This window comes from Pseudomonas sp. LY-1 (genome assembly GCF_053502595.1).
Genome location: NZ_CP094353.1, coordinates 3,307,815 through 3,334,114 on the forward strand (window position 1 = coordinate 3,307,815; position 26,300 = coordinate 3,334,114).

At 62.1% G+C, this 26,300-nt stretch carries 22 protein-coding genes; 6 read left to right on the top strand and 16 right to left on the bottom strand.

What is annotated here, in order from left to right; all coding sequences use genetic code 11:
* Positions 1-161: 161 nt before the first annotated feature.
* On the top strand, positions 162-2,360 hold the full coding sequence (locus MOQ67_RS15085; protein WP_198717230.1) for an OsmC domain/YcaO domain-containing protein: 2,199 nt from the start codon (positions 162-164) through the stop codon (positions 2,358-2,360).
* A 485-nt stretch (positions 2,361-2,845) separates the two neighbouring features.
* Here the strand turns inward: MOQ67_RS15085 and MOQ67_RS15090 are convergent, their stop codons facing one another.
* Positions 2,846-4,012 carry a cystathionine gamma-synthase gene (locus MOQ67_RS15090; protein WP_126585595.1) on the bottom strand — a complete coding sequence of 389 codons (1,167 nt, stop codon included), beginning with the start codon at positions 4,010-4,012 and terminating at the stop codon, positions 2,846-2,848.
* Positions 4,009-5,301 carry a pyridoxal-phosphate dependent enzyme gene (locus tag MOQ67_RS15095; RefSeq protein ID WP_198717231.1) on the bottom strand — a complete coding sequence of 431 codons (1,293 nt, stop codon included), beginning with the start codon at positions 5,299-5,301 and terminating at the stop codon, positions 4,009-4,011. The genes MOQ67_RS15090 and MOQ67_RS15095 overlap by 4 nt, the downstream gene beginning before the upstream one ends.
* A gap of 256 nt (positions 5,302-5,557) precedes the next feature.
* Here MOQ67_RS15095 and atzF point away from each other — a divergent pair, with 256 nt between their 5' ends.
* Together atzF and MOQ67_RS15105 are read left to right on the top strand one after the other, a co-directional pair.
* The gene (gene atzF, locus MOQ67_RS15100) at positions 5,558-7,354 is read left to right on the top strand and encodes an allophanate hydrolase (RefSeq protein ID WP_198717232.1); all 1,797 of its coding nucleotides are present in this window, start codon (positions 5,558-5,560) and stop codon (positions 7,352-7,354) included.
* Between the two features lie 2 nt (positions 7,355-7,356).
* Positions 7,357-8,091: a GntR family transcriptional regulator gene (locus MOQ67_RS15105; RefSeq protein WP_017846416.1), complete on the top strand. Its 735-nt coding sequence runs from the start codon at positions 7,357-7,359 to the stop codon at positions 8,089-8,091.
* On the opposite strand, the gene dapA is transcribed toward MOQ67_RS15105, so the two are convergent.
* The 3 genes from dapA to MOQ67_RS15120 all read right to left on the bottom strand — a co-directional run bounded on the left by dapA (position 8,066) and on the right by MOQ67_RS15120 (position 10,902).
* The gene (gene dapA, locus MOQ67_RS15110) at positions 8,066-8,917 is read right to left on the bottom strand and encodes a 4-hydroxy-tetrahydrodipicolinate synthase (RefSeq protein WP_104903279.1); all 852 of its coding nucleotides are present in this window, start codon (positions 8,915-8,917) and stop codon (positions 8,066-8,068) included. The two genes, MOQ67_RS15105 and dapA, sit on opposite strands and share 26 nt — an antisense overlap.
* 363 nt (positions 8,918-9,280) lie before the next feature.
* Positions 9,281-9,763 carry a VOC family protein gene (locus MOQ67_RS15115; RefSeq protein ID WP_017846413.1) on the bottom strand — a complete coding sequence of 161 codons (483 nt, stop codon included), beginning with the start codon at positions 9,761-9,763 and terminating at the stop codon, positions 9,281-9,283.
* Positions 9,764-9,975: 212 nt separating this feature from the next.
* Positions 9,976-10,902, bottom strand: a complete 927-nt coding sequence (locus tag MOQ67_RS15120; protein ID WP_017846412.1) for a LysR family transcriptional regulator — start codon at positions 10,900-10,902, stop codon at positions 9,976-9,978.
* 143 nt (positions 10,903-11,045) lie between these two features.
* On the opposite strand from MOQ67_RS15120, the gene MOQ67_RS15125 reads away from it, so the two are divergent.
* Complete coding sequence (locus MOQ67_RS15125) at positions 11,046-11,450, top strand: RidA family protein (protein WP_017846411.1); 405 nt, start codon at positions 11,046-11,048, stop codon at positions 11,448-11,450.
* 76 nt (positions 11,451-11,526) lie between these two features.
* Here the strand turns inward: MOQ67_RS15125 and MOQ67_RS15130 are convergent, their stop codons facing one another.
* Complete coding sequence (locus MOQ67_RS15130) at positions 11,527-12,693, bottom strand: MFS transporter (RefSeq protein ID WP_193069199.1); 1,167 nt, start codon at positions 12,691-12,693, stop codon at positions 11,527-11,529.
* A 94-nt stretch (positions 12,694-12,787) separates the two neighbouring features.
* Here MOQ67_RS15130 and MOQ67_RS15135 point away from each other — a divergent pair, with 94 nt between their 5' ends.
* A complete protein-coding gene (locus tag MOQ67_RS15135) occupies positions 12,788-13,681 on the top strand; it encodes a LysR family transcriptional regulator (RefSeq protein WP_017846409.1) in 894 nt (297 codons plus the stop codon).
* A gap of 224 nt (positions 13,682-13,905) precedes the next feature.
* Here MOQ67_RS15135 and MOQ67_RS15140 read toward each other — a convergent pair whose 3' ends face one another.
* From MOQ67_RS15140 to MOQ67_RS15155, 4 genes are all read right to left on the bottom strand, one after another.
* Positions 13,906-14,289, bottom strand: coding sequence for a hypothetical protein (locus tag MOQ67_RS15140; RefSeq protein WP_046486046.1), 384 nt, complete (start codon positions 14,287-14,289; stop codon positions 13,906-13,908).
* Positions 14,286-14,498, bottom strand: coding sequence for a hypothetical protein (locus tag MOQ67_RS15145; RefSeq protein WP_046486048.1), 213 nt, complete (start codon positions 14,496-14,498; stop codon positions 14,286-14,288). The genes MOQ67_RS15140 and MOQ67_RS15145 overlap by 4 nt, the downstream gene beginning before the upstream one ends.
* Before the next feature lie 364 nt (positions 14,499-14,862).
* Entirely contained in the window at positions 14,863-16,329 is a 1,467-nt protein-coding gene (locus tag MOQ67_RS15150) for a DUF726 domain-containing protein (RefSeq protein ID WP_198717233.1), read from the bottom strand.
* Between the two features lie 225 nt (positions 16,330-16,554).
* A complete protein-coding gene (locus MOQ67_RS15155) occupies positions 16,555-17,175 on the bottom strand; it encodes a LysE family translocator (RefSeq protein ID WP_046486052.1) in 621 nt (206 codons plus the stop codon).
* A gap of 200 nt (positions 17,176-17,375) precedes the next feature.
* Here MOQ67_RS15155 and MOQ67_RS15160 point away from each other — a divergent pair, with 200 nt between their 5' ends.
* Positions 17,376-17,747: a hypothetical protein gene (locus MOQ67_RS15160; RefSeq protein ID WP_198717234.1), complete on the top strand. Its 372-nt coding sequence runs from the start codon at positions 17,376-17,378 to the stop codon at positions 17,745-17,747.
* Between the two features lie 36 nt (positions 17,748-17,783).
* Here MOQ67_RS15160 and MOQ67_RS15165 read toward each other — a convergent pair whose 3' ends face one another.
* From MOQ67_RS15165 to MOQ67_RS15190, 6 genes are all read right to left on the bottom strand, one after another.
* Positions 17,784-19,940: a TonB-dependent siderophore receptor gene (locus tag MOQ67_RS15165; protein ID WP_198717235.1), complete on the bottom strand. Its 2,157-nt coding sequence runs from the start codon at positions 19,938-19,940 to the stop codon at positions 17,784-17,786.
* Positions 19,941-20,181: 241 nt separating this feature from the next.
* On the bottom strand, positions 20,182-22,740 hold the full coding sequence (locus tag MOQ67_RS15170; RefSeq protein WP_198717236.1) for an autotransporter family protein: 2,559 nt from the start codon (positions 22,738-22,740) through the stop codon (positions 20,182-20,184).
* A gap of 244 nt (positions 22,741-22,984) precedes the next feature.
* The gene (locus MOQ67_RS15175) at positions 22,985-23,746 is read right to left on the bottom strand and encodes a PIG-L deacetylase family protein (RefSeq protein WP_017846401.1); all 762 of its coding nucleotides are present in this window, start codon (positions 23,744-23,746) and stop codon (positions 22,985-22,987) included.
* 203 nt (positions 23,747-23,949) lie between these two features.
* A complete protein-coding gene (locus tag MOQ67_RS15180; RefSeq protein WP_046383600.1) occupies positions 23,950-24,549 on the bottom strand; it encodes an SAM-dependent methyltransferase in 600 nt (199 codons plus the stop codon).
* Positions 24,546-25,304 (bottom strand): PIG-L deacetylase family protein, encoded by a 759-nt coding sequence (locus MOQ67_RS15185; RefSeq protein WP_017846399.1) that lies wholly within the window; start codon positions 25,302-25,304, stop codon positions 24,546-24,548. The genes MOQ67_RS15180 and MOQ67_RS15185 overlap by 4 nt, the downstream gene beginning before the upstream one ends.
* Entirely contained in the window at positions 25,301-26,299 is a 999-nt protein-coding gene (locus tag MOQ67_RS15190) for an acyl-CoA dehydrogenase (protein WP_198717237.1), read from the bottom strand. The genes MOQ67_RS15185 and MOQ67_RS15190 overlap by 4 nt, the downstream gene beginning before the upstream one ends.
* Position 26,300: the final 1 nt, after the last annotated feature.

The following is a 26,300-nucleotide window of genomic DNA, read 5'->3' on the forward strand; positions in this document are numbered from 1 at the left end:
GAAGACCGATTGTCTGACAATCTCAAACAGCAACATTTCACCGGTCTAAATCAGGTATTCAGCACTGTCAGTCGGCGGCCGAAACGCGAAAGCACAAGACTTCAAACGCAAATACCGGATAATGGCGGCCAATTTGAAGTTCGCTATTTTGGTAATCCCGTATGGAAATTAAGGTTAACTTTCTCGACAACCTTCGACTTGAAGCCAAGTTCGATGACTTCACGGTGATCGCCGATCAACCGATTCGCTATAAAGGCGACGGGTCGGCGCCGGGGCCATTCGATTACTTCCTGGCTTCGTCGGCATTGTGTGCGGCGTACTTCGTGAAGTTGTACTGCGAGACACGCAATATCCCCACGGACAATATCCGGTTGTCGCAGAACAACATTGTCGACCCGGAAAACCGCTACAACCAGATTTTCAAGATCCAGGTGGAATTGCCGGCAGACATCTCCGACAAGGATCGCCAAGGCATCTTGCGCTCTATTGACCGTTGCACGGTGAAGAAAGTGGTACAGGCCGGCCCTGAGTTCGTGATCGAAGAGGTGGAAAACCTCGACGCCGACGCCCAGGCCCTGTTGATGCCCAATTCCACTTCCGAGGCGGGCACCTACATCGTGGGCAAGGACCTGCCGCTGGAGCAGACCATCGCCAACATGTCGGGCATCCTGGCCGGCCTGGGCATGAAGATCGAGATCGCCTCGTGGCGCAATATCGTGCCGAACGTGTGGTCGCTGCATATCCGCGATGCCCATTCGCCGATGTGCTTCACCAACGGCAAGGGCGCGACCAAGGAAAGCGCGTTGGCCTCGGCGTTGGGCGAGTTCATCGAGCGCCTCAACTGCAACTTCTTCTATAACGATCAGTTCTGGGGCGAAGAACTGGCCAACGCGCCGTTCGTGCATTACCCGGACGAGCGCTGGTTCCAGCCTGGGCGCAAGGATGAACTGCCAGCGGAAATCCTCGACGCCTACTGCCTGAATATCTACAACCGCGACGGCGAGTTGCGTGGCTCGCACCTGTTCGACACCAACTCGGGCAATGAAGACCGCGGGATTGTGGCACTGCCGTTTGTGCGCCAGTCGGACGGCGAGGTGGTGTATTTCCCGTCCAACCTGATCGAAAACCTGTACCTGAGCAATGGCATGAGCGCCGGCAACACCCTGGCCGAAGCCCAGGTGCAGTGCCTGTCGGAGATCTTCGAGCGGGCGGTCAAGCGTGAAATCATCGAAGGTGAATTCGCCCTGCCGGATGTGCCGGCTGACGTGCTGGCCAAGTACCCGAGTATTCTGGCCGGGATCCAGGGGCTGGAAGCCCAGGGCTTCCCGGTGCTGGTCAAGGATGCCTCGCTGGGCGGCGAGTTCCCGGTGATGTGCGTGACCTTGATGAACCCGCGTACCGGTGGTGTGTTTGCCTCGTTCGGCGCGCACCCGAGCCTGGAAGTGGCGCTGGAACGCAGCCTGACTGAATTGCTCCAAGGCCGCAGTTTCGAAGGCCTGAACGATCTGCCGCAGCCGACGTTCGAAGGTCACGCAGTGACCGAGCCGAACAACTTCGTCGAGCACTTTATCGACTCCAGCGGCGTGGTCTCGTGGCGCTTCTTCAGTGCCCGCTCGGATTACGAATTTGTCGAGTGGGGCTTCTCCGGCCAGGGCGAAAACTCCAACGCCGAAGAAGCCGCGACGCTGTTCGGCATTCTCGAGAACATGGGCAAGGAATCGTACATGGCGGTGTATGAGCACCTCGGTGCTACCGCCTGCCGCATCCTGGTGCCGGACTACTCGGAAATCTATCCGGTGGACGACCTGATCTGGGACAACACCAACAAAGCGCTGTTTTTCCGTGCCGACATCCTCAACCTGCATCGCCTGGATGACGCGCAGCTCAAGGCCCTGGCCGAACGCCTGGTGGAAAGCGAACTGGACGACTACACCGATATCACCACCTTGATCGGTATCGAGTTCGACGACAACACCGCCTGGGGCCAACTGACCATCCTCGAATTGAAGCTGCTGATCTACCTCGCCCTGCAGCAATACGAGGAAGCGAAGGAAGCGGTGGAAATGTTCCTGCAGTACAACGACAACACCGTCGAGCGCGGCCTGTTCTACCAGGCGGTGAACGCGGTGCTGGAGATGGAACTGGATGAAGACCTGGAATTGGCGGACTACGAGGCCAACTTCCGGCGGATGTTCGGTAACGAGCGGATGGATGCGGTGATCGGCTCGGTCAACGGCAGCGTGCGCTTTTATGGATTGACGCCGACCAGCATGAAGCTGGAAGGGCTGGACCGGCATCTGCGCTTGATCGAGAGCTATAAAAAACTGCATAGCGCGCGGGCCAACATCACGTCAGCCTGACGCAGCATCCAGTGTGGGAGGGGGCTTGCCCCCGATAGCAATCTGTCAGTCACTGAATCAGGAGACTGGCCACCGCTATCGGGGGCAAGTCGAATCGTCGCACCGCCCCTCCCACATTAAGATGGAACTGGCAGACTACGAGGCGTCTGCAAAAACTGCACGGCACGCGGGCCAACATCACGTCAGCCTGACGCAGTATCCATTGTGGGAGGGGGCTTGCCCCCGATAGCAATCTGTCAGTCACTGAGTCAGGAGACTGGCCCACCGCTATCGGGGGCAAGTCGAATCGTCGCACCGCCCCTCCCACATTAAGATGGAACTGGCAGACTACGAGGCGTCTGCAAAAACTGCACGGCACGCGGGCCAACATCATGTCAGCCTGACGCAGTATCCAGTGTGGGAGGGGGCTTGCCCCCGATAGCAATCTGTCAGTCACTGAATCAGGAGACTGGCCCACCGCTATCGGGGGCAAGCCCCCTCCCACATTAGATATGTGCCAACGCTTGCGCGAGGTCCGCGCGCAAGTCCTCCACGTCCTCGATCCCCACCGACAACCGCACCAACCCATCGCCAATGCCCAATTGCGCCCGCGTCGCTGCCGGGATGCTGGCATGGGTCATGATCGCCGGGTGTTCGATCAGGCTTTCCACGCCGCCGAGGCTTTCGGCCAGGGCGAAGAGTTTGACGTGTTCCAGGAAACGCCTGGCGCCGGCCAGGTCGCTGTTCAATACCACCGAAATCATCCCGCCAAACCCGCGCATCTGCCGACGTGCCAGGGCGTGCTGGGGGTGCGAGACCAGGCCCGGGTAGTGAACCCGCGCCACCTGCGGTTGGTGTTCGAGCCAGCTCGCCAGGTCCAGTGCATTGCTGCAATGGCGCTCCATGCGCAGGGCCAGGGTTTTCACGCCGCGCAGGGTCAGGAAGGCGTCGAACGGCCCGGCGATGGCGCCGACCGAGTTCTGCAGGAAGCCCAGGCGCTCGGCCAGTTCGGGGTTGTCGCCGACAATTGCGATGCCGCCGATCACGTCGGAGTGGCCATTGAGGTATTTGGTGGTGGAATGCACCACGATGTCGCAACCCAGCTCCAGCGGGCGCTGAATCCACGGGCTGGCGAAGGTGTTGTCGGCCACGCAGAGGATGCCGCGGGCGCGGCAGATGCGCGCGATGGCGCTGAGGTCGGTCAGGCTCAGCAGCGGGTTGCTGGGCGTCTCGACCCAGACCATGCGCGTGTCGTCCTGCAACGCGGCTTCAAACGCCTGCACATCGCTCAAGTCGACAAAACTGAAACGGTGCCCGGCGCTGCGTTGGCGCACCTTGTCGAACAGGCGGAAGGTGCCGCCATACAGGTCGTTGCCGGAGACGACATGGCTGCCGGCATCCAGCAACTCCAGCACGGTGGAAATCGCCGCCAGCCCCGAGGCAAAGGCAAACGCCTGGCGGCCGCCTTCCAGGTCGGCCACGCAGCGCTCCAGGGCGAACCGCGTGGGGTTGTGGGAGCGGCCATAGTCGAAGCCCTTGTGTACGCCGGGGCTGTCTTGCCGGTAGGTGGAATTGGCGTAGATCGGCGGCATCAGCGCGCCGGTGGTCGGGTCGGGCGATTGCCCGGCGTGGATCACACGGGTGGCAAACGCGCTTTTATCGGGCTGACTCATGCAAGGGATCTCCGCAGGTGATTGAGCAGGTCGACACGGGTGATCAGGCCATGGAAGCCCGACGCGTCGGCGATGATGGCGACCAGGCCGCGATCCAGCTCCGCCTGCAACTCGGCGAGGCTGGCGCTGGGGTCGAGGGTGTGCAGGGTTTCGGTCATGGCGCTGGCGACGATCATGGAAAAGTCCGCGGCGTCGTGGTGCAGGCCCAGCAGGATGTCGGATTCGTCGATCACACCCACCAGTGCCTGGCCATTCACCAGCACCGGCAATTGCGAGACATCGGCCAGGCGCATGCGCTGGAAGGCCGTGAGCAGGGTGTCGTCGGGGCTGACGCTGATCACGCGGCCGTCTTCGAAGCGCCGGGCGATCAGGTCGCGCAGGTCGCCGTAGTGCTTGTAGTGCAGCAAGCCCGCGTCGCTCATCCATTGGTCGTTGTAGACCTTCGACAGGTAACGCGTGCCGGTGTCGCAGACGAAGCTGACCACGCGCTTGGGCGCGGTCTGTGCGCGGCAATAGCGCAAGGCTGCGGCGAGCAGGGTGCCGGTGGACGAGCCGCCGAGAATGCCTTCGGCCTTGAGCAACTGTCGGGCGTGGTCGAAGCTCTCTTCATCGCTGATGGAATAGGCGTGGCGCACGCTGGACAGGTCGGCAATCGAGGGGACGAAGTCTTCGCCGATACCTTCCACCGCCCAGGAACCCGGGGTGACCAGAGTGCCGCTGCGGCTGTATTCGGCCATCACCGAACCGACGCCGACCACAATCGCGTCGAGGTCATGCTCGGTCTGTGCCCAGAGCTCCGGCGCGGTGCTGGTTTCGTGGGCGAGCGGGTTGGCCGGGTTATTGAACTGGTCGGCGAAGAACGAGCCCGGGATGTCCTTGGCCAGGCGCGCAGCGACGTCCTGATAGTACTCGGGGTGGCCCTTGCCGACATCGGAGCGGGTGATATGCACTTCGGCGCCCATGGCCTTGAGGTGCAGCACCTTTTCGGTGGACATCTTGTCGGGCACCACCAGCACCACCCGGTAGCCTTTCGCCCGGCCCACCAGCGCCAGGCCCAGCCCGGTGTTGCCGGCGGTGGCTTCGACAATCGTGCCGCCGACGCGCAGGCGGCCGTCGCGCTCGGCGGCGTCGATCATTGCCAGGCCGATGCGATCCTTGATCGAGCCGCCGGGGTTTTGCGATTCGAGTTTGAGAAACAGCGTGCAGGGGCCGGTATCGAAGCGGCTGATCCGCACCAGCGGAGTGTTGCCGATCAGTTCAAGCACGGCGGGGCGGGCAAGCGTGGGCATGTCGTCACCTGGGTGTAGGGTGGGGGGACAGCAAACGGCAAAGCGTGGCTTGGAACATAGGCCGCTATTGCACGGGTCGCAACTGCGCGGTCGGCCGGCTGTCTTTTTTTGGCGCATGAGCGAAGGCTCGGTGCGCCATCGGTGGGCAGTCTTGCAGCGCCGCCTGGGCGCGAACCCGCGCAATCGTTGGGTGTGCGCAGCTGGCCTGGGGTTTGCTAGAAACAAATCCAAACTTGGATACAAGATGGAGACCCTTATGCAGAGCGTTATCGGCTGGACCCTCGGCGAATGGCGTGAGGCCTATCGCAACGGGACGATCACCCCGGACATCGTGCTGACCCTGGCCGCGCAATACGCCGCCGCCGACAACGCCTGGATCGCCCGCGCGCGGCCTGAACAACTGACGGCGCAGTTGGCGCAATTGAGCGAGCGGCTGGCGGCGGTCGGTGGCGATATGACCCAGTTGCCGTTGTACGGCGTGCCGTTTGCGATCAAGGACAACATCGACGCGGCCGGTTGGGAGACCACGGCGGCGTGTCCGGAATTTGCCTACGCCCCGGCGTCGGATGCGAGCGTCGTCGCCAAGCTGCGTGCGGCCGGTGCGATCCTGATGGGCAAGACCAACCTCGATCAGTTCGCCACCGGCCTGGTGGGCACACGCTCGCCGTATGGCGCGGTGGCCAACAGCTTCAATCCGGCGTATGTCAGCGGCGGTTCCAGCTCCGGTTCCGCCTCGGTGGTCGCCCGGGGTTTGGTGGCGTTCTCCCTGGGTACCGACACTGCCGGCTCCGGTCGGGTGCCGGCGGGGTTCAACAATATCGTCGGGTTAAAACCCAGCAAAGGCCGCCTGTCCAATACCGGCCTGGTGCCTGCGTGCCGCACGGTGGATTGCATCTCGGTGTTTGCCCTGACCGTGGAAGACGCCGAATCCGTGGCGCAAGTGGCCGAAGGCTACGACGCGAGCGACGCCTATTCCCGCGCCAACCCCCATACCGCGCCGGTGGCGGTGGGGCGTGCGATCAAACTCGCCATTCCGGCGACCCTGGAGTTCTTCGGCGATACCCAGAACCAGGCCGTATTCGAGCAGGCCGTCGAGCGCTTCAAGGCGTTGGGTGCGCAGATCACCCCGGTGGATTTCAGCCCGTTCAAGGCGCTGGCGGACCAGTTGTATTTCGGCCCATGGGTCGCCGAGCGCACGGTCGCCCTGCACAGCATGCTTGAACAGCAGCCGGACGCGATCAACCCGGTGGTGCGCGGCATCGTCGAAAACGGGCTTGAATACAGCGCCTGCGACGCCTACAAAGCCGAATACCTGCGCGCCGACCTGAGCCGGCGCATCAACGACACGCTGGCGGGCTTCGACGCATTACTGGTGCCGACCTCGCCGACGATTCGCACCCAGGCCGAGATGGCGCTGGAGCCGGTGCGCTACAACTCGCAATTCGGCTATTACACCAACTTCACCAACCTGGCGGACCTGTGCGCGCTGGCGCTGCCCGCCGGCTTGCGCGCAGATGGCTTGCCCAGCGGCATCACCTTGTTGGCGCCGGCCTGGCACGACACGGCCCTGGCCCATTTGGGCAAGCGCTGGCAAGCCGGCCTCGGCCTGCCGCTGGGCGCCACCGCGCGCGAGTTGCCCGCACCGGCCGCACCAACCCCCGCGCCCGGCAGCGTGCGCCTGGCGGTGGTCGGCGCGCACCTGAGCGGCATGCCGCTGAATTTCCAACTGACCACGCGCAATGCGGTGCTGGTGGAGCAAACGCTGACCGCCGACAGCTATCGACTCTACGCGCTACCGGGCACGGTGCCACCCAAGCCGGGGCTGGCCAGGGCGGACAGTGGCCGCTCGATCATCGTCGAGCTGTGGGACATGCCCATCGCCCGCTTTGGCGAGTTCGTCGCCGAAGTCCCCGCACCGTTGGGCATCGGCAACCTGAGCCTGACCGACGGGCGCAACGTCAAAGGCTTTATCTGCGAACCCTGGGCCCTGGCCGATGCGCTCGACATCACCGAATTCGGCGGCTGGCGCGCCTTTATCGCGAGCCGGGGCTGAGCATGCCGGGCTCAACCCTGAAAAATCCCAAGGCGCGCCCCGACAGCCTGGCCGAACGCATCTACGCGCAGCTCAAGGCGGATATCTTCGACTTTCGCCTGCTGCCGGGCGACCGCTTCAGCGAAGGCGAAGTGGCCGAGCGCATGAACGTCAGCCGCACCCCGGTGCGTCAGGCGCTCTATCGTCTGGAGAAGGAAGGTTACCTGGAGGTGTACTTCCGCAGTGGCTGGCAGGTGAAACCGTTCGACTTCACCTACTTCGAAGAGCTGTATGACCTGCGGATCATTCTGGAACTGGCGGCGGTCAACCGTTTATGCCTGATGGATGAACCGCGCCCTGCACAGTTGCAAGGGTTACAGGCGATCTGGCAGGTGGAGGAGGGCGAACGCCAGCAGGACACCCAGGTGGTGTCCGCGCTGGACGAGCGCTTTCACTGCGCCCTGGTGGAAGCCACCGGCAACCGCGAAATGGCGCGCATGCACTACGCCATTACGGAAAAAATCCGCATCATCCGCCGGCTCGACTTTACCCAGGCTTCGCGGATCGCGGCGACCTACGAAGAACACGCGCAGATACTCGACGCTATCCTGCAACGGCGCGGTGAAGAGGCGCAGCAACTGCTCAAGCGGCATATCGAACTGAGCAAGCAGCAGGTGCGCAACATCACGTTGCACCGGTTGCAGGTGGCGCGGGACACTCAATCAACCGGCTTCACAGCAACGCTTGCAGACGGCTGACGGTGGCATCGCCGGCCCGCTGCATCGGTGCGCGCAATTCACTGCCGATCAGCCCCTGCAAGGCCAGCGCGGCCTTGACCGGTGCCGGGTTGGGCTCCATAAACAACGTATCGATCAACGGCAGCAACTGGAAAAACGTCTGCCGCGCCTCGCTCAACTGGTTATCCCGCACCTGCTGCCACAGCGCCACGAACCGCTCGGTGTGTACATGTGCCGACGCTGCGATCGCCCCACTGGCGCCAAGGCACAATGCATTGAATATCTGGATGTCCTCGCCACACAGCACATCCACCGCCCCACTGACCAGCAGCGCCAGGGTATTGCTCAGGTTGCCGCCACAGTCCTTGACCGCGACGATGCGCGGATGGGCGACGATGTTCAGCAGCGTGGCCTGTTCGAAGGTCGCGCCGGTGCGATAGGGAATGTCATAGAGAATGATCGGCACACTGGAGGCGTCGGCCACCGTGCGGAAGAACGCTTCAAGGCCGCTCTGGGACGGACGGATATAGCTGGGCGCCGGCACCAACAGCCCGGCCACCGGGCGTTTGAGGATTTCGCCCTGGAACTGCAACAGCTCAATCTGGTTATATCCCGCCAGGCCCATCACCACGCGGTGCGCCGGCACCCACTGCAACACCGCATCCAGCACCGCCAGTTGTTCCTGGCGGCTCAACGCCGCGGCTTCGCCCGTGGTGGTGCAGACCATGATCCCGGCCACGTGCTTTTCCAGCAGATGCTCAACCAGCCGGCGCAAGCCGATAAAGTCGATGGCTCCGTCCTGAAACGGCGTGACCACGGGAACCCAGATACCTTGAAACGCTGACATGCACTCTCTCCTGATGATTGACCGATTAAGTCACCGTCAGAAGGGCAGAAGGAATTGTGCAAGGGCAGGGTGTCCGTCGCGCTCAATGTCCTGTCAGCTCATCTGACGGGACAGCGCGCCCCGGTCACATGAGCGACTGTTTCTTCGATTTGAGGGCGCGCGCAACGCAACCTTGCGCCTTGGCGATCAAGCCAATGACGGAAAGGTTAACGAAAGACGTTGCAAGCATGAGCTGACACACCCTGAATGAGGGCTCCATCTTCAGGGGGTGTGAGTAAATGTGTCAAGCCCTGCGTAGTTACCGGCAGGTTGCACCGCCCAGGCACTTGAACGGTGCCTGGGCGGTGAAACGATCGTTGTCGGTCAGGGATTAGCCACTGCGGCCTCAATCGCGGCAATGTCGATCTTGGTCATGGTCATCATCGCCTCGAAGGCTCGCTTGGCCGTCGCCGGGTCGGCATGGGTCACGGCGGCCGACAACACACGCGGCGTGATCTGCCACGACAGGCCCCACTTGTCCTTGCACCAACCGCAGGCACTGGCCTGGCCACCGTTGTCGATGATGGCGTTCCACAGCCGATCAGTCTCGGCCTGGTCATCGGTAGCCACCTGAAAGGAAAACGCCTCGGTGTGCGGGAATGCCGGACCGCCATTCAGGCCGAGACACGGGATGCCCAGCACGGTGAACTCGACGGTCAGAATGTCGCCCTGTTTACCTGCGGGATAATCCCCCGGCGCGCGGTGTAACGCCTTCACCGCACTGTCCGGGAAGGTCTTGGCATAAAACGTCGCAGCGTCCAGGGCGGTGCCGTTGTACCAGAGGCACAGGGTGTTTTTGTTGTTCATGTTCGGTCTCCACGGTGAATGGGTGTGTGGAGTTTAGATCAGGGTGAAGGGCGGATGCGGTGTTGCGAACCGAGTACCGCGGCCTCGCCGACAGAGGCCGCATACAGAATCAGCATGCTGGGGCCAGCAACACCCACGATTCTCTCAAGCCGATCGTCAAGGACGAAGAACGCGCAGATGAGCAAAACGTCTGCGCGCGCCCAACGCCACCGTCACGAACCAAGTCGCTCGCTGACAGGCGCATGCTGCGCCATCAGCTCCGCGACCCAGTCGATGAACACGCGCACCTTGATGCTGATATGCCGGTTCGGCGGAAATGCCACGTAGATCGGCATCGGATCGAGACGCCAGTCCTTGAACAGGGGCACCAATTCGCCGCGTGCTTCGTAGGTCGTGGACATGTACTTGGGCAGCCAAAGCACACCCAGCCCGGCCAGGCCGGCCGCGAGGTAGGCGTTGCCATCGTCGACTGCCAGCGCATAGCGACCTTTGACCTGTAGGCTCTCAGCGTGGTTGCGCATGGAGTAGGGCAGGGCTTTACCGGTGCGCGCCCACAAGAAGCCGACGATTCGGTGTTGCGAATCTTCCAGCTCCCGCGGATGTGCGGGGATACCGACGCGGGCCAGGTAGCTCGGTGCGGCGAAAACGCCAAGCTGGAGGTCGCCAACCTTCCGGGCCATCAGCGACTGATCCTTTATCTCGCCGCCGCGCACCACGCAATCGATGTTCTCACCGATCATATCCACGATCCGGTCGCTGACGCCCATGTCGATCTGGATGTCCGGGTAGCGCAGGTAAAACTCGGGCAATGCGGGGACTAGAATCATGCTGGCCAGCGGGCTTGGCACATCCACTCGCAATCGCCCCCTGGGCAGTGTCGAGGCGCCGGACAGGCTGGTCTCGGCGTCGTCCATGTCGGCCAGCAGCCGTAACACTCGCTCGTAATAGACTGCACCGTCGGCCGTGACGTTGACTTTGCGCGTGGTGCGGTTAAGCAATTTAACCCGCAACCGTGCCTCCAACTGCTGTACCAGTTGTGTCACGGTGGTCTTGCTCATGTGCAGTGTTTCGGCCGCTTTGGTGAAGCTGCCAGCTTCCACCACGCGAGCAAACGCCTGCATCGCATCAAAACGGTCCATTGCTAACCCCCGCTCTCGATTGGATTGTTTGGATTTTACAAACAGTGCTAGCTAGGGTTGCGTGTTTATCGCCCAGGTACAAGTCCATACAGTCTCTGCATCGTTAGTTCCGGGTCGGCTTTGACCCATTGATGGAGGCACCTATGACGCAGCGTGATGTTGTTTTTCCACCTGGACGCCAGGCGCTTTACGAGCGCAATCGCTATTCGCCGGCGATCAAGTCCAATGGTTTTTTATTTGTGTCGGGGCAAGTCGGCAGCCACGAAGACGGCTCGCCCGAACCCGATCTGGAGGCCCAGGTCCGACGCGCGTTCACCAACCTGAATGCAATCCTGGTCGCTGCCGGTTGCACCTTCGACGATGTGATTGACGTCACCGTCTTCATCGTCGATCCCGAGTCGACGTTCGAGACGATCTGGAAGGTTGTGCCGGAGTTCTGGGGCCGGGCGCCACACCCGACGCTGACCGGCGTGGGTGTCACATGGCTGTATGGTTACCAGTTCGAGATCAAGGTGATTGCCAAGCTGCCGGAAGGCACCGGGGGATGATCTGGCCAGTGATTACGCAAGGGCGCGGTACCGAAAGCGGTTCATCCTGAACCGTTGGGCTGTGACAGCGCGTACGTCACACCACCGCAGTTGCAAGCGTTCTGGAACGCCAGGCTAAAGCCAACACCATCAGCAGCCCCAGCCCCGCCATTGCTGCTCCGGCCAGGGAAATCGCCGGATAACCCAGCCCGGCATTGATCACCGCTCCGCCCAGCGCCGCACCAATCGCGTTGCCTAAGTTGAAGGCACCGATGTTCACCGCCGAGGCCAGATTGGGCGCGTCCTTGGCCGCTTCCATGACGCGCATCTGCAGCGGCGGCACCAGGGCGAAGCTGGCGATACCCCATATCAGGATGGCAACGGCGGCCGGCAGCGGCCAACGCATCAGTACGGTGAACGCGAGCAAGACGAGAATGAGCACGCTCAGCGAAACGATCAGGGTGCGATCTATCGAGCGGTCGGCGGCCTTGCCGCCCCACATGTTGCCCAGCGTCAACCCCACACCGAACAGCACCAGCATGGCGGTGATGTAGGCGGTGGACGCGTGGGTCTCGCTGCTGAGAATCGGCGCGATGTAGGTGAAGACGGTAAACATTGCCCCCGAGCCGACGACAGTGAGGGCCAGTGCCCCCAGCACCGGGCCACGGCCCAATACCCGAATTTCGGCCAGTACGCCGCCGCTTTGCGGCGCCGGCAGGTTGGGCAGGGCGAACCATAACGCTGCCATGGCCACCACACCGAGGCCGGTAATCCCCCAGAATGCGCTGCGCCAGCCGAACAGTTCGCCGAACCAGGCGGCCAGCGGCACACCGCCGATGGTCGCCAGGGTCAGGCCCATGAACATGGCCGCAACCGCTCCGGCACGTTTCTGCGGGGCAACCACGCTGGCGGCGACGATGGCGCCGACGCCAAAGAACGCGCCGTGGTTCAGTGAGGTCACCACCCTGGCGACCATGAGGCTGTAGTAATCGGTCGCCAGGGCTGACATCAGATTTCCCAGGGTGAAAATCGCCATGAGTCCGATCAGCAGATAGCGCCGTGGAATCCTGCCGGTGGTCAGGGTCATCAGCGGCGCGCCGAGCAGTACGCCCAGGGCGTAAGCGCTGACCAACAGACCTGCGGCGGGAATGGAAACACCGAGATCCGCCGCGATGCCCGGCAACATGCCCATGGGAGCGAACTCGGTAACGCCGATGCCAAAGGCACCCATGGCGAGTGCGACAAGTGGTGGATTGATACGCATGGAAGGCTCCTTATCTATGCCGCCAATGCTACGATTCAGCCTTTTCCGGCGGTAGATAGCATTTTTGGCAATCACCTTTGCGTAAGGGGCACAAATGGACTTCAACGGCAGATCGGGTGAAATGGGCGTGTTCGTCAGCGTGGCGCAGGAAGGCAGCCTGTCGGCCGCCGCGCGGACATTGGGGCTGACACCCTCGGCGGTCAGTCGGATCATCGCCCGTACTGAACAGCGTCTTGGCACTCGGCTGCTGTTGCGCACCACCCGATCGCTCACCTTCACCGCCGAGGGCGAGGCGTTCCTGCGCGGCGCCCGGCGCATCCTGGCCGACATGGCCGAGGTCGAAGAAGCCATCGCCGACCAGGGCGTCCCAAGGGGGCGATTGCGCGTCAGCGCCGCGCTTGGTCATGGGCGGCTGGCCATCGTGCCCTTGGTGGCGGCATTCAGCGCGCGCTACCCGAACATCGTCGTCGACCTCACCCTCGGCGACGAAGTGGTGGACATTCTCGGCGGCCAGGCCGACGTGGCGGTACGCTTTGGTTATCTGCCCGACAGCCCGCTGACCGCGCGCAGGATCGGCGCCACCGGCCAGGTAGTGGTGGCATCGCCCGCGTATCTGCAGCGCCACGGCATCCCCCTGGAACCGGAGGATCTACTGCGGCACAACTGCCTACGCTTCAACTTCCGACGTGCCGAACCCAACTGGCCATTCATCCGCGACGGAAAAGCGTTTTCCCTGAAGGTCAGCGGCAACATCGAATGCAGCAGTGGCGAAGCGCTGGCCCAACTCGCGCGAGTAGGTGCCGGCATTGCGCGTATCGGCGAGTTCAGCGTGAGCGAGGACCTGCAGCGTGGCGATCTGATACCGCTGCTGGAAGCCTGGAACCCCGGCGACGAGGAACCGATTCATGCGGTGTTCGTGGGGGGCTCGGCAATGCCGGCGCGGGTGCGGTTGTTCGTGGACTTCCTGCTGGAACAGCATCGGATGTAGGTGCTGGCGTTAGCTGATCCTTGCGGGTACGCGCGCGATGCTGTTTGCATTAAGCAAATAGTGAGCAACAACCGAATCCAAACTCATTCGAGTGCTAATAGAATGTTGAGCAGCAGCTGACGAAGTACCGAGCATGAATTGTATTCGACCGCCGAGCAATAAATTTATTGGCTCGGAATTGGTCGTTTTGGGTGAAATGCCGGGGCCAACCGCGAAGCACTGTTTTAGCTGCGCTTAAGCGTGACTTTGTTGTCCGACTCACTGACTATCTTATAGTTGCCTCTTAACTTTTTTAACACGCTAAGGCTTCTTACCGAAACGGCCATGGAAATAGCCGCCGAAGTTGCTGCAGCCCCTAGAACGCTGAGGGCTCCGCCTGACCCGGCAACCGCTGCGAAGCCAGCAACCGGTGTGGCAACACCACCCGTACCGACGGTGGCTATGACGCCATAAAAGACTATGCATATAGAACCAATGGCCACAGCCCATGCAACCGTGCCGGTAGCCTTTATCCGAATGGTTTTTTTTGCAAGATCGCCTTCAATCACGATGGTGTCTTCATTGCGGTTTACCGCGTCGGCTAGTTCTTTCTCTGTCGTTACGCTCATTGCTTGTCCTTCGTTTTTTTATTGCCGGCAATAATGAACCCGATGATTAAAAAAAGAATAATGATCGGTGGAAAAGCTACGCACAAAGCGATTGCGCCAAGTAGCAGCAGCCCGCCGATTATCACGCCTACCATTTCCCCTAAAAGTGGAAGTAATAGCTTGAACATAACGACGGCTAAAATAATTCCGGCTATTACGACAATAATCATGTGCGGCCTTATGTGGGTTGTGTTGGTTTTTAGAATATGTTTGTCGGGTCTGCACTAAAGGCCGTACCCCGGAATGATCCGGAAAGCGTCGATTGAGCATCCATGTCCGTCGCGTGAGTTTCTGATCTTCCAGTTTGAAATCCCATCGCGATCCTGCGTACTTTGCTTATCTGATACTTGGTTGGGCTTCTAAAATCCCCCTTCGCACGCTCAGGTTGTCGGCTGTCGCCCATCATTCTTTAGTTTTAAGGCATCCCTGCCAGTCATTCCCAATCCCCTCAGTGATTAATGATCTGCACTTCGCGGTACTCAAATAACAGTTTGAGGTGTCGAGGGCGAGGCACAGCCATTGAGCACGCTAGGGTTAGAGCAGCCCTTCGTTATTCAGCTTCAAGCGCGCATAGAAGAGAATCGCAACCGCGGGAATCAAGGCCGAGTAGCCGGGCTTGACTGCACTTTTCAGGTTCGTAACCGCCGCCTTGATGCGCTCGGTCGAAACCAGATGAGTGAGGGAGGGCAGTCGCGTTGCAGATGCCAGCGTTAACTCCTTGTTCTTACTGGTCAGCGTTGAGTGCGCCTTGCGATACACGGGGGCCGGTGCGCTAGGGGTCGAGAAGTAAGACGTAACGGTCAGGCTTGCCGCCAACGCATCGACCTGCTCAAAGTAAGCTTTCTCGGACATGACCTCCAAATGCTGGACAATGTCCTGTTTTGACGCGAGTACATGACCCTCACCGAAAGAAGAGTGGAAGCATTTGCTGATGAGCAACCCCTCCATCTCAATCACCCGAGCACAATCGTGCAACTCGTCTACCAAGTCGTAGTGTTCTGTCAGCATGAGCAGGATCTGTAGATACTTAAGACCGCGTCTACGCGCCAGGTTGGCCAAGCAGTGGCCGCCCAGTAGTTGGAATTCCTTGGTCAGCAGATACAGTGAATGGTCGGTCTCAAGGGTCGTCCAACTGCTGCTACGCAGGTGCTTGGCGACTTGATTGCGGATTCGATCGCTGGTCAGTTCGAGCAGGTCATAAATGAAGTGGTCGGTCACGACCGGATCGGGATTCTTGATGATCAGTTGGGGCTGATTCGACGCCGGCAGGCCACTTTTGTAGCCATGGAAGCCTGATGCCCTGAGTACTTGCTCCAGACGCGGCCAATAGTCTGTATGACCGAAGGACTCCATCCGAACGTTTTTGCAGTTACCGATTGGCTGGCGACCCGCGCTGCTTTCGCCCATATTCAATCGCAGAACGTCGTCATCTTTTGAGTAAGCATTGTACAGCCTGCAGTTTGTGCGCTTGCGGATGGCTCGAGCCTCGTCTCCCGACAATTCGGCAGCCGCCGCCATCAACAACACATCGCCAATTTCAAGATCGTGATCAGTTGGCCTGTCGAGCAGATCGAGTAGCGCACTCACGATGACCCGCCCGCCAAGCGAGTGCCCGACCAGATTGACCTTCGACACGTAGGGGTGATGTTTGAGCAGGTAGCCCTCAAGTTGCGAGAGCAGTGTCTTGCCCATGGCGGTGGCGCGCTTGCGGCTGGTGTTGAAGTGGACGGCGCGATCGGCTACTGCTGCCGCGGTACCCGCGAAGATGTTCAGCCGAGCCATTGCCGCCACGCTACTGCTGGATAACTTATCGAACTGGCTCCAATGACCGGAAGGCCAGAACGCAAAGATGTTGATGCACTCGTGGAGGGATGACGGGATACATTTGCTCAGCGCGCACCGGTCTTCTATATCGTGGCCGGCTGAGTAGCCGTGGATAAAGATGTTGGCGACCTCGCCGGAGCGGTGGGGCAGGGTCAAGAACTTGAAGTTGTGGCTCACGCGACGTCCTTGTAGCAAATCGTAGATGAGCGAATGGTGGCATTTGGCTATTGCTGTTGTAAACGGATGTTTAGGCACAAAGGCGCGGGGCTGGACCTCGACTCAGTAGGGCCTGAACGTGGCTTGCTGCTTATTCGTCCCGAAAACGCGGTGTTGGTGTTTGAAGAGCAACCCATGAGGCCGATAGGCATCACCGCGCGCATCCCGCCGCCTTGAGAACGCCATTCAAGCCCGCCGCGCCATCAGCAACACCGTCGCCGCCGCAGACAACAACCCCGCGCAGCAGCGATTGAACAACCGCTTGCCCCGTGGCTCGGCGAACCAGCGGCGCATGTGCAGGCCCATATAGGCGTAGAGGCTGATGGCGATCCATTCCAGCACCAGGAACAGTGCGCCGAGCAGGGCGAACTGTGGGGTGATGGGCTGGCCGGGCACCACGAACTGTGGGAGGAAGGCGGTGAAGATCAGGATGGCTTTCGGGTTGCCCGCCGCTACCAGAAACTCCTGACGCGCCAACTCCCATATTCCTACCTTGGCCGTAATCGATTCGTCCTGCGCCTGCGGATCGGCCCGCCACAGTTGCAACGCCAGATAGAACAGATACGCCGCACCGACGATCTTGATCGCGTAGAACAACAACTCCGACGTTTGCAGCACCACCGCCAACCCGGCGGAGGCGAGGGCGATCATGCCGGCGAAGGCGAGCAGGCGGCCGATGCCGGCGAGGCAGGCAGTGCGGTAGCCGTAGCGCGTGGCGTTGCTGACGGACAGCAGGTTGTTGGGGCCGGGTGCCATGTTCAGTGCGAAGCAGGCAGGTAGGAAGAGGGCGAGGGTGGTGAGGTCCATGGCGGTTCCGGGTACTGGCGGGGAGGGTCGAGGATAAAGGGGCTTGAGGGGAGAAGACAATCCAAGTCCTAAAGTTTGCCCCCTTGACGTCGATAACCGCTGTGAACCACTCAATCATGGACCGATGAAATGGTACTTACCCTCAGTTCTACCTATATCCCGCCCGCCAATACCACCTTACGCCTGCCGACCAGATACTCGTGGCCAAGCCTCTGACGGACCTCGCGAAGGACGCCGTGGCCAGCGCCGGCCCGGCGGCTGTCTACCATCCCAGCGCAGACGCTGAACCAATGCAGTCGCTGGAGGCTATCGATACGTGGGTCGGCCGCTCGGCATCACGAGCGCTTCCTCGGATCATCGAGATCGCCAAAGGCGCGCAAAGCGTGCTGAACGCCACGTTCAAGACATTCCAGTCAACGCTCGCGGCGACTTATCCGGATTTGGCCGGCACGAAATACGGCTTTACGGTGGAGGCCGATGGCGCGTTGAAGGTGCTCAATGAAGCCGGTCAGCTCAGCAGTTCGCAGAGCACGGATGAAACCCGCGTTCGTGCGTCTTTTGCGCCTGCCTGAAGATCGAGAACGGCTACCCGAGCGGCCTCATCAGCGTCAGAAACTGTACTTCGCCGTTACCCCAAAGCTGCGCGGGTTGCCGTAGGTGTCGGTGGAGCCCCAGATCGTGCTGTTGCCGATCGCCGAGTAGTAGGTGCGGTCGAAGATGTTGTTGGCGTTCACTTGCAGGTCCAGGTGCTGGTTCACTTGGTAACCGGCCATCACGTCCGCCACCGCGTAGCTGCCTTGCTCCAGGCGATAGCTGCCGTTGGTGAGGGCGATGTCGTTGTACATGCGGCTCTGCCAGTAGACGTTGCCACCGATGCGCAGTTTTTCCAGCGGGCCCTGGAAGCGGTAGGACGTGGTGAGTTTGAACAGGCGTTCCGGTGTATCGGAGCTGAAGCGCTGGTTGTCATTGGCCGGGTCGCTGTCCTTGATGAAATGCGCGCGGGTGTAGGTGAAGCCGCCGCCGACTTGCCAGTTTTCGGTGAGGGCGCCTTGCAGTTCCAGGTCGATGCCCTGGCTGCGCACCAGGCCGGCGGCTGCGTAGCAGGTGAGCACCGGGCAACCGGCCTGGGTGGCGGCGGTGGTGGCGCGGTTTTTCTGGTCGATCTGGAACACCGCCAGGCTGGCGTTGAGCGCACCGTTGAAATATTCGCCCTTGATGCCGACTTCGTAGTTTTCGCCCACGATCGGTTCCAGCACCTTGCCCGAGAGGTCCTTGCTGCTTTGCGGGTTGAAGATGTCGGTGTAGCTGGCGTAGACCGAGTGGTGCTCGTCGAGGTCGTAGATCACCCCGGCGTAGCGCGTCAGGTTGCGGGTGACTTTGTAGTCGCCGTCCTGGCTTTGGCGATCGTCATAGTCGTACCAGTCCAAGCGTGCGCCGAGGATCACCTTGAGCGGGTCGGCCAGGTTGAGGCGCGTGGTCAGGTAGACGCCGTCCTGGGTGGTGAGGGTGTGGGTTTTGCCGTTGCGCTGGAAGTCGGGTTTGGCGCCGTTGAGCGGGTAATTGGTGTCGTAAGGGCTGTATTCCTTGGAGGTGGCGTCGTAGATGCGTTTGCTGGTGCCGACCACCACTTCGTGGGTGCGGCCGAAGGCGTCGACCGGGCCGCTGGCGAAGGTGTCGAAGGCGTACTGTTTGTCGTCCTGATGCGACTGGTAGGCGGTGCGCGCCAGCTCGGTCTGGTAGCGCGATTGGTAACTGCCGGTGAACACGCCGTCCAGCTGTGACGCGGAGCCGGCGACGTTGAGTTTCCAGCCATTGTCGAAGCGGTGCTGGACGTCGCCGAATACGGTGTTGATCGTCAGCTCCTTGTTTTCCCAGTCGCTGCCGGGGTTGGTGGAGCGGGGCAGGTTCAGGTGATGACCGTCGGTGCCGATGGGCAGGCCGCCCCAGAAGAAGTTGGTCTGGTCTTCCTGCCGGGAGAAACCGAGGGTGGCGGTGGTGTCTTCGCTGAGGTCGGCTTCGCTGATCGCGTAGAACAGGCCGTGGTCGCTGGTTTCGTTGTCGCGGAAGCTGTTGGCGTCGCGGTACGAGCCGACGACGCGGCCGCGCAGGGTGCCGCTGTCGTTCAAGGCGCTGGAAGCATCGAGCTCCATGCGATAGTCATCCCAACTGCCGGCCGCGCCGGTGATCGACACCTGCGGCGTAGCGGTGGGGCGCTTGCGCACGAAGTTGATCGCCGCCGAAGGGTTGCCGGCGCCGGTGACCAGGCCGGTCGCGCCGCGGATCACTTCGACCCGGTCGAACATCGCCAGGTTGGGCTGCACGCTGTTGGTGTAGCCCGAGTAGGCGCTGGGTAGACCATCGAACATCATGTTGTCGATGTCGAAGCCGCGCGAGCTGTAGGTCTGCCGGCCGGGGCCGCTGGACTGGCTGAGGAACAGGCCGGGGGTGTTCTTGACCACATCGTTGACGCTGGTCATGGCCTGGTCGTCCATGCGCTGGCGGGTGATCACGGTCACGGCCTGCGGGGTCTCGCGCATGGTCAGCGGCAATTTGGTGGCTGTGGCCATAGCACCGGTGGTGTAGGACTGGGTGCCTTCGGTGGTCTCGCCGAGTGCCTGGCCGCTGATCTCGGTGGCGCCCAGTTCAAGCGGTGCCGCTGCCTTTTCGGTATCGGCCGCCAGCGTTGTCTGGGTGCCGCTGAGGCAGATGGCCAATGCCAATAGACTGGGTGAAAAACGCGTACCGACAGGTTGTTGAACGGACATGAATCTGAGCCTCCCCCGAGCGCCATCCATGGCGAATAATAAACGTATTGATAATTATTCGCGTAAGTGTGGCAGATTGGATCCGCGCAAAAAAGACTTGGGGGAGAATTGCTTAACAACTTTTTCACATCTGTCGGGGGGACAGATCGCGCTCCCAGCGCGAAATCATCCGCCGCTGCGTGGGCTCGCGGGCGCCAATGGGCTGGCGCTCAAATCGACGGCACCGCGAAAAAAATCGCCGTCAGAATTCCATTCGCAGGCCCACGGTGCCTTGTCGGCCATTGAGCATCTGGCTGTCCAGGTTGCGGTTATAGCCGACTTCGCTGTACAGGCTGACGCCCTTGGCCACCTCCAGCGTGGCGCCCAGACTCAGGCCCAGGGTGGTGGATTTCTGTTCGGTGTCGATGTCTGTCACACGGTTAAAGGTGACGGTGTTCTGCCCGGCGGCGGTGTGCCAGATATTGGCCCGCGCGTAGGGCTGCAACGGCAGGCCACGAACCTGATAGTCGCCCCGCAGGCGTATGCCCAGGCGCGTGGTGACGTTGGTGTCGGCGTTGTAGGCCACGTCGGAGATGCCATCGTTCTGACTGTCCAGTTTGGTTCGGCTCAGGATCAATTGAGCCTGCGGTTCAACCACCCAATCGGCGGTCATCTGGAACGGCCTGCCGACCTCGACGGATGCGGCGACGTTATGCCCGCGGGTTTTCATCTTCACCCCACGGTCCGATTCGTTATTGCCATCGAAACGGGTGCCCATCAGCACCAGATCGAGGTAGGCCTGGTTGGCGCCGATCAGTGTCCAGTAAACGCCCAGGCTGTCACCGCGCAAGGTGGTGTTGCCAGCGGCCTTGTCTTGCCAGCCGCCGTTGAAGCCTTTCACGTCACCTTTCAAGCGGCTGTGGCCGACGAAGAAGCCGACTCGCTGCACCGCGCCGTTGGCGGTAGCGCTCGCGTACACGTCGGTACCGATCTGGAAGGCGGACATCGAACTGTCCAGCGTCGGGCTCACCGTGCCGGCAAAGCTCTGGCGGCTGCTGTTGCCATACACACGCCCCCAACCGGCAGGAAACGCACCGGTCTGCTGTTGTTGGCGCTGATCGCCCATGCGTTCGTGATAGGTGCCCAGCATGGCCTGTACGATTTGTTGCGCGGCAGGAAACAACACCGCGTAGATCGGTACTTCCGGGCGATAGATCGGGATCGGCGTGAGGCCCGGATTGGTCGGCAGTTCAGGGGTGCCCACCACAGGTTCGGGGAGCGGCGTCACCGGGCCCGGCAGCGGCGCCACCGGCACTGAAGAGCGCAGGTAGTAGTTTTCGCCCGTGCCCGCGTTGTCGCCCCCTTTGAACAGGTAGTAGTCGAAGGCGCCTGCGGAAACCCGATTTGCCAGGGTGAACTGGGTGCCGGCGCCGCTGGCGCCGTTGATTGCGCGGACCACCTGGATGCCGTCCTGCACGGTTTCGGCCCCCGGCCCGGCGAGATTGGTCACGCTGATAGCGGTAGTGCCGCTGATCTGGCCCGTGCCGATCACCAGCAAATCGCTGGTTGAGCCGTCGTTGCCCAAGACGCTTTGCAAGGCGAGTCGGCCAGCGTTGCCGTTGTAGTTCCCGTTCACTGTCAGCGTGTCGGTGGCGCTGGTACTGCCGGTGGTCATGTCGATCAGGCCGCCGTCGTTCAAGGTGACGGATTGGCCGGCGGTAAAGGGGTCGATCGAACCGTTGGTGACAGTCAATTTGCTCGAGCCGTCGAGGCTCATGATGCCGCTGCCGGTTGCGCTGTCGCCCAGCACGAAGGCACCGCCCAGCTTGAGGTCCGAGCCGTTATCCAGCAGCACCTGTTCCCAGCCGGTATAGCGTGCGGGGACGTCGGTCTGGGTGTTGTCGAATGTGAGCGTGTCGTTACCCAGGCCACCATCCACCAAGGGGTTGGAGGACAGCGACGTTTCGTTGAGGTTTTTCAGCAGCGCAGTGTCGTCGTCGGCGCCCATGACGATCAAGCCGTTGACCTTGCCGCCATCGCGCCAGATCAACTGGTCCTTGCCGAAACTGGCGAGGATTTGCCCGTTGACCGTGCCGCCGCTGACTTCAATCAAGTCATCGCCGCCGCTGGTGCTGATGTTGCCGCCGATGTAACTGATGCCCGAGACGAGAATATGGTCATTGCCGAACCCGGTGACCAGATTGCCCAGGATGGTGCCGCCTTGCATGTCGAACACGTTGTTATCGAGCTTCATATCGACCCGGCCAATGGTGCCGCTTCTCATCGTGGCTTGGTCGCCATCTTCAAACGCCCCGGTGATGACCCCGCCGCTCATGTTGAAGGTGTCCAGGCCATCGCCCTGGGCCAGGGAAGCGATGGTGCCGCCGCTCATGGCAAAGCTGTCGATGCCGCCGCCTTGGCTTATTGCACCCGCTTGCCCACCGGTGATCTGCACCACATCCGCGCCTGCGCCTTGGGCGACCGAGCCAGTGACGGTGCCCAGGTTGAGGCGGAAAATATTCGCGCCGTCGCCTTGGTTCAGCGCACCGTTGAGCGCCGCTGTCGGCCCGTTCACGTCCACCAGGTCGTTACCCGCACCAAAGGTGACATTGCCGTTGATGGCGCCGCTGCCACTGATATTCAGGGCGTTGTTGCCGCCGGTGTCGGTAAACCCCGGTGCCGAGGCACTGTCGCAGGTGGAGATGTCGTCGCCGGCGCTGTTGTTGATCGTGCATGCGCCATAAGAGGGGAGTGGCCACGCCGTCACGGCGATGATTGAGCTGATGCCTAGGTACCACAAAGAAGATGTTGGTGCGCGCATGACCCGTCCTCGTTCGAAGGGAACATCTCCCGGCACCTGGGCAAGCAGGTGCGTTCGGACCATGGCAACAACGAACGATACGGATCAGGGAGTACCGGTTACCCGATTCTGAAAACATCGGCCAATGCAAAGGGTTGGCATGGCTTTCTCGACTGCGCCTTAAGCAGTGCAGGTTTTTTGCACCTTAGTCGCACATCAAACGGGCCGCCACTGTCAGAAATAACAGGTATAGACGAATGGGCTTCTAGACGAACACGATCTCATAGGGCTCGCGCATCCGCTCCAGCAACACCTGGGCGAGCATCGGCGCGAGCCCGATCTCCGGGTCTCCGGCCAGTTGGCTGGCATAGGCATGGGCCGCATGCAGCTTGCGCGCCACGCTCCAGGTGTCGAGGCGCACCTTGCGCGCACGCTGCCAGGGGATCATCGAACCTTCGCGCGCCGTCCAATGCCAGGCCCAGATCGGCAGCTCATACAGACGTGCCCCGACCAGGCTGCATGCCTTGGCGCTGGCACGGCCGACGGCGTCGTGGTCGGCGTTGCCGTCGTTGCGCCAGGTGCTGAAGACCACATCGCCGGGCTGCAGATATCGGGCGATGAGTTGGCTCATGGGGTGTTCGCTGGCGGCCAGCGCGTCATCGCGAAAGCCGCCGCGAATCCACTTCAGGCTGTGCAGCGGCATGCCCAGCCGGCGCAGCGCTTCGACGCTTTCCTGGGGCCGCACCACGCTCAAGCGCCTCGCCGGCCAGACATTCGAGCCGGGGTGGCTGGCGCTGCCGTCGGTGATGGAAATCAACAGCATCGGGTGTTCGAGGGTGCTCAGCCGTTGCAGCAAACCGCCACAGGCCAACACTTCATCGCCGGGGTGGGGCGCGATGATGACCACCCGCGCACCCGCAGGCACCAGCGAGTGAGGATGAATGGCGGGGATTTGCGCCAACTGCGGGGCACTGTTCCAGATCTGCGCTGGGCCGCGGCGGCTTTCGCTGAGGGAGGCGGGTTTCATGGCGGGCACGTCCTTGTCAATTGATGCTGGGTCGTAGCCCGTGGACGGGACGACGCTCTTTTTAGTCGCCGCAGGCTCCGCTGCAGCGATTGCTCGGCATTTCAATCCTGGATTGCCGGCAAGGCGTCCTCAGCATAGACAAGGATTCGCTGCTTTCACATCTTGTAACTTCGATTTTTTTTAACGGCCCCGTCTCAGGCTGCTCAACGCAGGCCCTCATGGGTGGCGACCGACGTACCGTCGCGGCTCCAGAGGTCGAGCAGGAAGTCACTGTCGTGGTGCCGCGCAACACACGGCATGGCCAGCCGTTGCTCGAGCAGCGCATGCACTTGGGCGGCGGTTTGCGGGCAGCCGTCGATCGGCGCGCGCCAGTGACAGGCCAGCAGTTGACCGTCGTCGCTCAGCGCGGCGAGGGCGCAGTCGATCAGGCGGGTGAGGTCATCGGCGTCGAGGTAGTAACACAGCTCGCTCAGGACGATCAGGTCGAAGCGGCCGTCAGGCCACTGTGCGGGCAGGCGACTCTGCTGCACCTGGGCATGGGGAAATCCCATCAGACGTGTCTTGGCCAGGGCCACTGCCGCGGCCGCGGTATCGCAGCACACCAGGCGGTCACAACGCGGCGCCAGTTCGACGCTCAGTTCACCATTGGCGCAGCCGGGCTCAAAAATCGCGGCGTAACGCGGGCGGGTCAACAGCGCCAAGGTCAGCGCGCGCTTGCGCCGCTCATACCAGCGTTGACGGAAGGCCCAGGGGTCATCGTTGTCGGCGAACAGCCGATCAAAATACGGTGTCGCCACGCTCATACAAACACCACTTCAAAAGGCTGCAGCAAACGCTCGACGACATACGGTGCCAGCACCGGCGGCAAGCCGATCTGCGGATCGCCCTCCAATTGGCTGGCGAACGCGTGGATGGCATGGCGCTTGCGCGCGACGACTTGGCAACTCAGCGGGAGTTTGCGCGCGCGATGCCACGGTACCTGGCTGTCTTCCGGGGTTGCCCAGTGCCAGGTCCACACGGGCAACTCGTACAGGGTCGCGCCGACCGCCAGTGCGGCACTGGCGCTGGCGCGGCCGACGGCTTCATGGTCGCAGTGGCCGTCTTCGCGCCAGGTGGTGAACACCACGTCCCTGGGTTTGAGGTGGCGCTCAATGAACGCGGCCAACTGCGCTTCGCGGGCGGCGACCTGGCTGTCGGTAAACCCGGCGCGCAGCCACTTCAACCGGTGCAGCGGCAAGCCGAGGCGGTGCAAGGCCTGGGCCGACTCCTGCGGGCGCACCACGCTGAGGCGCTCCACCGACCAGCGCCGCGAACCGGGGTGACTGGCGCTGCCATCGGTGACAGAGATCAACTGGATCGCCCGACCCAGTGCGGCCAAGCCTTGCAACAGGCCGCCGCAGCCCAGCACTTCATCGTCCGGGTGCGGTGCGATGATCACTGCGCGATGCCCTTCGGGTACCAACTGTTCGACGCTGATCGGCGCCAGTTCAGCCATGTGGGACGAGGTCTGCCACTGATGCAGCGACGTGCCCTGGCCCACGATCGGATTGGCTTTCATAACTGCCACCTCCCAGGTGGCTCGGCGGCGACCTGTTCACCGAGGGCGGCCAGGTCACGCTCGGCATGGCTTTGACGTACATACACCGGCAGGTCCGCCATCAGTTGGGCAAAGTGCGGATCTTTGCAAAAAGGCCCCGCACCGGCGGCGCGACCGACGTGGCGCATGACCTGTTCAACCGTGTCTTCGAGAGACGCGCGTACCTGTTGGGCCAGTTGCCTGGCATCGGCCAGCGGGGCGCGGTCGATCTGCCGCGCACTGGCACGCAGCACGCAGGCGGCACTGTTCAAGGCGCTGTCGACCGCGCCGAGGTGGGCCAGGGCATGCGGTTCCGCACGCCTGTTGCACTGCTCGCGCAGCACTTCAGCCAGGCGTTGCGCCGCGCCATACCAGCACGCTGCGATACCGACGGCGCCTTGCCAGAAGCCGGGGCGGGCGAGGTAGTCGCCGGGCCTGCCGATGGCAATCCCGCTGGCCGCCTCGAACAGGACGTCGACACTGCCGGTGGCCGCCATGCCTACCGCCTGCCACCCCTCATCGGTCACGCAGATGCCGGGCTGGCCCATCTCCACTGCGACCAATTGCTGGCGATCCTCCTCGTCCCAGGCGGTCAACAACCCATGGCTGACCACCGCCGCCCCCGAACACCAGGCTTTACGCCCCTGCAGCACCAGACGATGGCCGGTGCGCCGCACCCGCACCTTGGCCGTCGGTGGTTCTGCCGCCCACATGCCCCAGAGGCTGCCCTCCGGCGGCAAGGGGCTGCGCAGCTCGGCAATGATCGCCAAGGCATCGGTGTGACCTTCGAACAACTTGCACAAGCGCAGGTCGTGTCCGGCGACCTGGGCCAAGCGGCTGAACCGTTCGAGGGTCTGGCCGCTGCCGGGGAGCGGCAGGCGGTCCAGCCCCTCGGTCTGCAGCGCCTTCAAGGCCGCGCCCAGGGCCTGCGTGTCCGCATAGCCTTGGTAGCCTTGAAGGAATCCATGCAGGCCCATG

What these genes read in the sequence shown, in the direction of transcription:
- MOQ67_RS15085 (WP_198717230.1), top strand. Translation starts at nt 162, where the DNA reads ATGGAAATTAAGGTTAACTTTCTCGACAACCTTCGACTTGAAGCCAAG.
- MOQ67_RS15090 (WP_126585595.1), bottom strand. Translation starts at nt 4,012, where the DNA reads ATGAGTCAGCCCGATAAAAGCGCGTTTGCCACCCGTGTGATCCACGCC.
- MOQ67_RS15095 (WP_198717231.1), bottom strand. Translation starts at nt 5,301, where the DNA reads ATGCCCACGCTTGCCCGCCCCGCCGTGCTTGAACTGATCGGCAACACT.
- atzF (WP_198717232.1), top strand. Translation starts at nt 5,558, where the DNA reads ATGCAGAGCGTTATCGGCTGGACCCTCGGCGAATGGCGTGAGGCCTAT.
- MOQ67_RS15105 (WP_017846416.1), top strand. Translation starts at nt 7,357, where the DNA reads ATGCCGGGCTCAACCCTGAAAAATCCCAAGGCGCGCCCCGACAGCCTG.
- dapA (WP_104903279.1), bottom strand. Translation starts at nt 8,917, where the DNA reads ATGTCAGCGTTTCAAGGTATCTGGGTTCCCGTGGTCACGCCGTTTCAG.
- MOQ67_RS15115 (WP_017846413.1), bottom strand. Translation starts at nt 9,763, where the DNA reads ATGAACAACAAAAACACCCTGTGCCTCTGGTACAACGGCACCGCCCTG.
- MOQ67_RS15120 (WP_017846412.1), bottom strand. Translation starts at nt 10,902, where the DNA reads ATGGACCGTTTTGATGCGATGCAGGCGTTTGCTCGCGTGGTGGAAGCT.
- MOQ67_RS15125 (WP_017846411.1), top strand. Translation starts at nt 11,046, where the DNA reads ATGACGCAGCGTGATGTTGTTTTTCCACCTGGACGCCAGGCGCTTTAC.
- MOQ67_RS15130 (WP_193069199.1), bottom strand. Translation starts at nt 12,693, where the DNA reads ATGCGTATCAATCCACCACTTGTCGCACTCGCCATGGGTGCCTTTGGC.
- MOQ67_RS15135 (WP_017846409.1), top strand. Translation starts at nt 12,788, where the DNA reads ATGGACTTCAACGGCAGATCGGGTGAAATGGGCGTGTTCGTCAGCGTG.
- MOQ67_RS15140 (WP_046486046.1), bottom strand. Translation starts at nt 14,289, where the DNA reads ATGAGCGTAACGACAGAGAAAGAACTAGCCGACGCGGTAAACCGCAAT.
- MOQ67_RS15145 (WP_046486048.1), bottom strand. Translation starts at nt 14,498, where the DNA reads ATGATTATTGTCGTAATAGCCGGAATTATTTTAGCCGTCGTTATGTTC.
- MOQ67_RS15155 (WP_046486052.1), bottom strand. Translation starts at nt 17,175, where the DNA reads ATGGACCTCACCACCCTCGCCCTCTTCCTACCTGCCTGCTTCGCACTG.
- MOQ67_RS15165 (WP_198717235.1), bottom strand. Translation starts at nt 19,940, where the DNA reads ATGTCCGTTCAACAACCTGTCGGTACGCGTTTTTCACCCAGTCTATTG.
- MOQ67_RS15170 (WP_198717236.1), bottom strand. Translation starts at nt 22,740, where the DNA reads ATGCGCGCACCAACATCTTCTTTGTGGTACCTAGGCATCAGCTCAATC.
- MOQ67_RS15175 (WP_017846401.1), bottom strand. Translation starts at nt 23,746, where the DNA reads ATGAAACCCGCCTCCCTCAGCGAAAGCCGCCGCGGCCCAGCGCAGATC.
- MOQ67_RS15180 (WP_046383600.1), bottom strand. Translation starts at nt 24,549, where the DNA reads ATGAGCGTGGCGACACCGTATTTTGATCGGCTGTTCGCCGACAACGAT.
- MOQ67_RS15185 (WP_017846399.1), bottom strand. Translation starts at nt 25,304, where the DNA reads ATGAAAGCCAATCCGATCGTGGGCCAGGGCACGTCGCTGCATCAGTGG.
- MOQ67_RS15190 (WP_198717237.1), bottom strand. Translation starts at nt 26,299, where the DNA reads ATGGGCCTGCATGGATTCCTTCAAGGCTACCAAGGCTATGCGGACACG.